This is a genomic window from Rothia sp. HMSC076D04, assembly GCF_001814645.1.
In the GTDB taxonomy this organism is placed as follows: Bacteria; Actinomycetota; Actinomycetes; order Actinomycetales; family Micrococcaceae; genus Rothia; species Rothia mucilaginosa.
In genome coordinates this window covers 233,427-238,299 of record NZ_KV817365.1, presented here as the reverse complement: position 1 = coordinate 238,299, position 4,873 = coordinate 233,427, and the positions used below count along the sequence as shown (strand labels likewise).

At 58.4% G+C, this 4,873-nt stretch carries 5 protein-coding genes; 4 read left to right on the top strand and 1 reads right to left on the bottom strand.

Annotated features, from left to right (window positions below):
- Positions 1–57 precede the first annotated feature (57 nt).
- Positions 58–1,629 carry a gluconolactonase gene (locus HMPREF2980_RS03375; RefSeq protein WP_070690165.1) on the top strand — a complete coding sequence of 524 codons (1,572 nt, stop codon included), beginning with the start codon at positions 58–60 and terminating at the stop codon, positions 1,627–1,629.
- A gap of 196 nt (positions 1,630–1,825) precedes the next feature.
- Here HMPREF2980_RS03375 and HMPREF2980_RS03370 read toward each other — a convergent pair whose 3' ends face one another.
- Positions 1,826–2,770: a Nif3-like dinuclear metal center hexameric protein gene (locus HMPREF2980_RS03370; protein ID WP_049337723.1), complete on the bottom strand. Its 945-nt coding sequence runs from the start codon at positions 2,768–2,770 to the stop codon at positions 1,826–1,828.
- Positions 2,771–2,868: 98 nt separating this feature from the next.
- Between HMPREF2980_RS03370 and msrA the strand changes: the two genes are divergently transcribed.
- The 3 genes from msrA to HMPREF2980_RS03355 all read left to right on the top strand — a co-directional run.
- Complete coding sequence (msrA, locus tag HMPREF2980_RS03365) at positions 2,869–3,390, top strand: peptide-methionine (S)-S-oxide reductase MsrA (RefSeq protein ID WP_070690163.1); 522 nt, start codon at positions 2,869–2,871, stop codon at positions 3,388–3,390.
- 215 nt (positions 3,391–3,605) lie between these two features.
- A complete protein-coding gene (locus HMPREF2980_RS03360) occupies positions 3,606–4,382 on the top strand; it encodes a DUF6318 family protein (protein WP_070690160.1) in 777 nt (258 codons plus the stop codon).
- Between the two features lie 142 nt (positions 4,383–4,524).
- A partial coding sequence (locus HMPREF2980_RS03355) for a DUF6318 family protein (RefSeq protein WP_246823656.1) occupies positions 4,525–4,873 on the top strand: 349 nt, incomplete at its 3' end.

Sequence of the window (4,873 nt, the reverse complement as noted above, 5' to 3'; positions counted from 1 at the left end):
CCCTACCCGCCGGTGAGCCGGCACAGCTCCACGAGAAACAACTTTTAAGGATGTATTATGTCCTCGCTTCCGAACTCTAAGTCCTCTTTCCTCCGCGCAGCTCAGGGTTGCGGCGCGCTGGCGTTGGCTGGTGCCATGGTTCTGCCGATGGCCCCGGCGCTGGCTCAGAATGCGGCTCCTGCCGCTGATGCAGCCGTTGCTGCCGCTACCCCGCAGGCTGCTCACCAGGACGCTGCGGATACCCCGACCCTGAACGTTTCCATCCCTGACGGTTACAAGTACGACGGCGTGAACCCCTTCCTCATCACGACCGAGGGCGGTACCGTCCATGTGAAGGGCGCAGGCTACACCAAGGAGTGGCGCGCTCAGCACGGTACCGTGGCGCTGTACATTGCTCCCGCGAACTACGCACCGTCTGGCTACGAGATTCCGACTTCGAAGATGCTGCGCTTTGTGGAGGGTCAGGACTTCACCGTTGCCGATGACGGCACTTTTGAGGCTGACCTGAAGGTTGAGGCGTACGATCTTGCCGCCTACTACTTCGTTGATGATGACAACTTCCACGATCCGACCGGCGGCACCAAGTACGATGTCCGCTACGAGATTCACGTGGTTTCTGAGCAGAAGGGCCAGAAGCCTCTGACCGCTCAGGAGCTGTGGACCAGCAAGAACGTGGTAAGCACTCAGGTGCTGAACACTCTGGGTGAGAAGCCTGCGCCGTTCGCACCGCGCCTGAGTTACAACGCTGTGGCTGATACCGCAAAGTCGCAGGATTTGAACGTTGGTGGCCAGGGGTTCAACGGCGATATTCACTCCGTTAAGGGTGTCCAGTTCGTGGTTCGCGAGAAGGGCTCGAACACCCCGGTTCTGGCAACCAGCGACATTATCGAGTTTGACCACCCCACCCAGGCTTCGGCGTACCGTGACGGCAACCTGAACGGTACCGTGAATCTTCCGGCAAACACTCTGAATGCTTCGAAGAAGTACGTGATTGAGGTTTGGGCTAACGACGGTTACAGCGAGACGGGCGAGCTGCTCGCGCCGGTCGTGGGCAAGTCCACTGAGGGCCGCGGTACCCTGCTCGCATGGCAGGACCTGGATCTGAACGGCACGAACGGTTACAAGGATGCAAACCTGCCCAACGCTCAGGATCCCAAGAAGGACGACAACCAGAAGCCTGATCCTTCCGATGAGAAGCTGAAGACCCCCGCAACTCGCGGTGAGCTCGCAGCTGCCCTGTACATCCAGGCGGGTACTCCCGAGGTGAAGCTGCCCGAGACTTCCCCGTGGCCGGATGTGAAGACCGACGACCCGAACTTCCCCGCCTACGTGTGGGCTCGTCAGAAGGGCATTACTTTTGGCTGGTCGGACGGTAAGTTCCATGCTGATGCCGGCATTTCGAATGCTACTGTTGCGGCGTTCGCCTACCGTGCGGCTGGTTCGCCCGCGGTTAAGGGCGACTCCCCGTACAGCGATGTGGCTCCCGGTTCGGCGTTCTACCGTGAGATTCTGTGGGCTCAGCAGAACAAGGTGGTGCTGAACGCTAGCGGCGCTTTCGATGCTCAGCACATGGTGACTCACGGTGAGTTGGAGACTCTGATTGAGGCGTTCCAGGCTCGCGCTAAGTAAGGTCATTTAGACCGCCTGCGCTTGGCACCCCAAGCCCTGCAGAGTATTGCTCCCGCAGAAGTAATGCCCGGTCTGCACGTTCCCGTCAGGATCCTTGATGAGAGGTTCCTGTCGGGTTCGTATAGACCGGGCTTTACTGTGCCTAAATTTTTGAAGACTGCTTCTTGGTAGCTATTCAGCGGCTATTTTTCAGCGCTTACTTTTCAGCCAGGCTAGTCCATGCGGCGGCGGGTTCGGTGCTTGCCGAGTGCGCATCCTGACCGGTTGCCACGCCGGTGGAGACGGTGAAGTCCCACGGGTCGGTGTTGAGCGCGGACAGCTTCGTTTCGATGCCGTAGCCGCGCTCGGCGAGCAGGGCACGCAGACGGTCAGCCGCCGAACGCAACCACAGCGATTCACTGGCCGGATGGGAGCAATCAATCAGCGCGATGTTGCTGCCGTCAACTCGTGCCGTTTCGCGGAATTCGCTGGCGGGGTGGTGACGCAGGTCTGCGGTAATGTAGACCTGCGCGTCAGTGGCGCGCACCGCGTCGAAGAGGGAATCACCGGCACCACCGCAGAGGGCGACGCGGCGGATCAGCTGGTCGGCGCGTCCCGCAATGCGCAGGCCACCGGCGGTTGCGGGCAGTGCCGCTGCGAGGCGTTCCGCGAGTTCCTTGAGGGTGATTTCTTCAGGTAGGGTGCCGATGCGGCCGGTGCCTACCGCGTGTTCCTGCCCGTCGAGTACCTGGGTTTGCGCTTCGGTGAGCGGTTCGCGATCGATCAGGCCGATAGCGTCACAGAGTGCTTCGTTTACGCCTTCGACGGCGGCATCTGCGTTGGTGTGCGCGCCGAGCAGACCGCATCCGCCTTCGATGAGGGTGTGTAGCACGTTGCCCTTGTAGTCACTGTCGGGGATGAACTTTGCGCCGCGGAGCAGCAACGGGTGGTGGGTGATGAGTAGCTGTGCGCCTTCGACTACGGCTTCTTCAGCGGTGGCGGTGAGGGCATCCACTGCGAAAAGGACGGTGCTCACTTTAGCGGCGGCGCGACCGGCGACGAGGCCGGAGGCATCCCAACCGGCGGCAAGCTGCGGCGGGAAGAGCGTGTGGAAGGCGTCAACGACTTCTGCGAGGGTGGGGGTTTCAAGTTTTTCAGTCATACCTCTATTGTGGCAGGTGGCGCGGCGGTAACTCGGGAATATTATGCAGCCCTACGGTGTTCTTCAGGTAGTGTGGATTTATAGTTCGAGGAGGAATCATGACTGATGTTGTTCTTGCCGGCGGCTGCTTCTGGTGCCTGGATGCGGTATACCGCCAGTTCCGCGGGGTTGAGGCGAGCGTCTGCGGCTACACGGGTGGCGAGACTCCCGACCCTGATTATCGTTCGGTGTGCTCGGGTGCGACCGGCCATCAGGAGGCGCTGAAGCTCAGCTTTGACCCGCAGGTGATTGACCTGGATACGGTGTTGGATATTTTCTTTACGAGCCACGACCCGACCAGCTGGGATCGTCAGGGCGCGGATACCGGTTCGCAGTACCGTTCGGTGATTTTCTACGAGGACGAGCAGCAGCGCGAGCTGGCGGAGCGAGCTAAGGAACGGGCCCAGCAGCTCTTTGATGCGCCCATCGTGACCGAGATTAAGCCCCTGGGCGTGTTCTATGAGGCTGAGGATTATCACCAGAATTATTACGCGTTGAACCCGGCGCAGGGTTATTGTGCGTTTGTGGTGAGCCCGAAGGTGGCGAAGGCGCGCCGTAATTTTGCGCATCTTCTCCGCTAGGTTGTACGCCCCTCCAGTTGTTTTGCCCCGCGGCTGTTGTTCTTTCTTCGAAAATATTCGGAATAACGGCCGCGGGGTTTCTTCGTGTGTGCCCAGTTGTCCCAAGCTATTTGCTATTCACTTGTGCTTTAGGGTTGTTATAAGGTGTGCCCGGTATGATGGGGGTGTCGACTCACTCCTCCTCCTCATCTGTTGACCTCTTCGAAAGACTGCTGATGACTAGCTCTTCTTCTAAGTCCATCGCTTTGAGCCGCCGCGCCGTATTGGGTGTGGGCGGTATTGGTCTTGCCGCTGTGGTGTCTGCGTGTGCGCGTACGGTGCATCCACCAGCTGATGTTGCTGAGTCTGGCTCGGCGAGCGCGAGTGCTTCAGCGAGCCCGTCTGCTTCGTCGGCGCTACCGCCTGCGAATAAGTCGTATCAGGGTAAGGTCACCTTCGATAACTTTGAGAAGAACGGCGAGTATGTTCCTGCTACGGCTGAGCAGAAGGCGCAGAACGTACCCAAACCGATTATGCCGGAGAAGGTGCAGGAGCTGAGCGTTGACGGTATTTATGCGCTGATTGGCTATTGGATTTCTAGTTTTAATTATTTGGCGTTGACGGGTGATATTGAGCCGTTGAAGAAGACGGATCCGAGCAGCGATTACTATAAGGAGCTTGAGCCGATGGTTAAGCTCTATGAGACGGGTCGCGGCTGGATTTATGACACGAGTGAGCCGATGTCTGTGTACCTGTTGACGGATACTCCCACGCAGATTGAGGGTGACCGTATTCGTTATTTCTGGCGTGCTCGTTCCCTGGTTGATCAGAATGCGAAGAGGCATCTGACCGAGGGCGATAACCGCGATAAGTCCCTTGTGGGGGCTGAGGATTCTCAGGGCCAGGCGATGCGGATTGTTGTGGAGTATAAGGAGGGTGCTTGGTTTATGAGCACTCAGAAGGATAAGGATGCTGATAAGAGCTCGGATTCTGCGAGCCCCTCGGCTTCCTAGTGCACTAATTGCAGCTTTTTGGGTTTCTTCTACTCAAAAGTACATGAATAGCAACATTTGATAGTCATTCACGCACTTTAGGGTATGATAAGGGTGTCAACTCACTCTATTTCCTTTGTTGACCTCTTTTGAAAGGCCAATTATGATGAGCCCTTCCCCCATATCTACCCGTGTGAGCCGCCGCGTAGCACTGGGCGCGACCGGCACCGGTGTGCTGGCTGCACTGACTGCGTGTGCTGGTAGTATCCGCCCGCTGGCTGATGGCTCAGCGTCAAGCCCCGCTTCCGGTTCTGCTAGTGCATCCGCGAGCGCTTCAGCTAGTGCCTCACCCAGTGCCTCGGCTAGCGCTTCGCCTTCTGCTTCTTCCGGCAAGCCTTATAAGGGCCTCGTGAAGTTCGATAACTTCGAGAAGAACGGCGAGTACATTCCGGCAACCGCCACTCATAAGGCACAGAACGTGCCCAAGCCTCTCGTTCCGGCGAACATGAACG

Excerpts from the sequence above, each read along its gene's own strand:
- HMPREF2980_RS03375 (WP_070690165.1), top strand. The coding sequence starts at position 58 with ATGTCCTCGCTTCCGAACTCTAAGTCCTCTTTCCTCCGCGCAGCTCAG.
- msrA (WP_070690163.1), top strand. The coding sequence starts at position 2,869 with ATGACTGATGTTGTTCTTGCCGGCGGCTGCTTCTGGTGCCTGGATGCG.
- HMPREF2980_RS03370 (WP_049337723.1), bottom strand. The coding sequence starts at position 2,770 with ATGACTGAAAAACTTGAAACCCCCACCCTCGCAGAAGTCGTTGACGCC.
- HMPREF2980_RS03360 (WP_070690160.1), top strand. The coding sequence starts at position 3,606 with ATGACTAGCTCTTCTTCTAAGTCCATCGCTTTGAGCCGCCGCGCCGTA.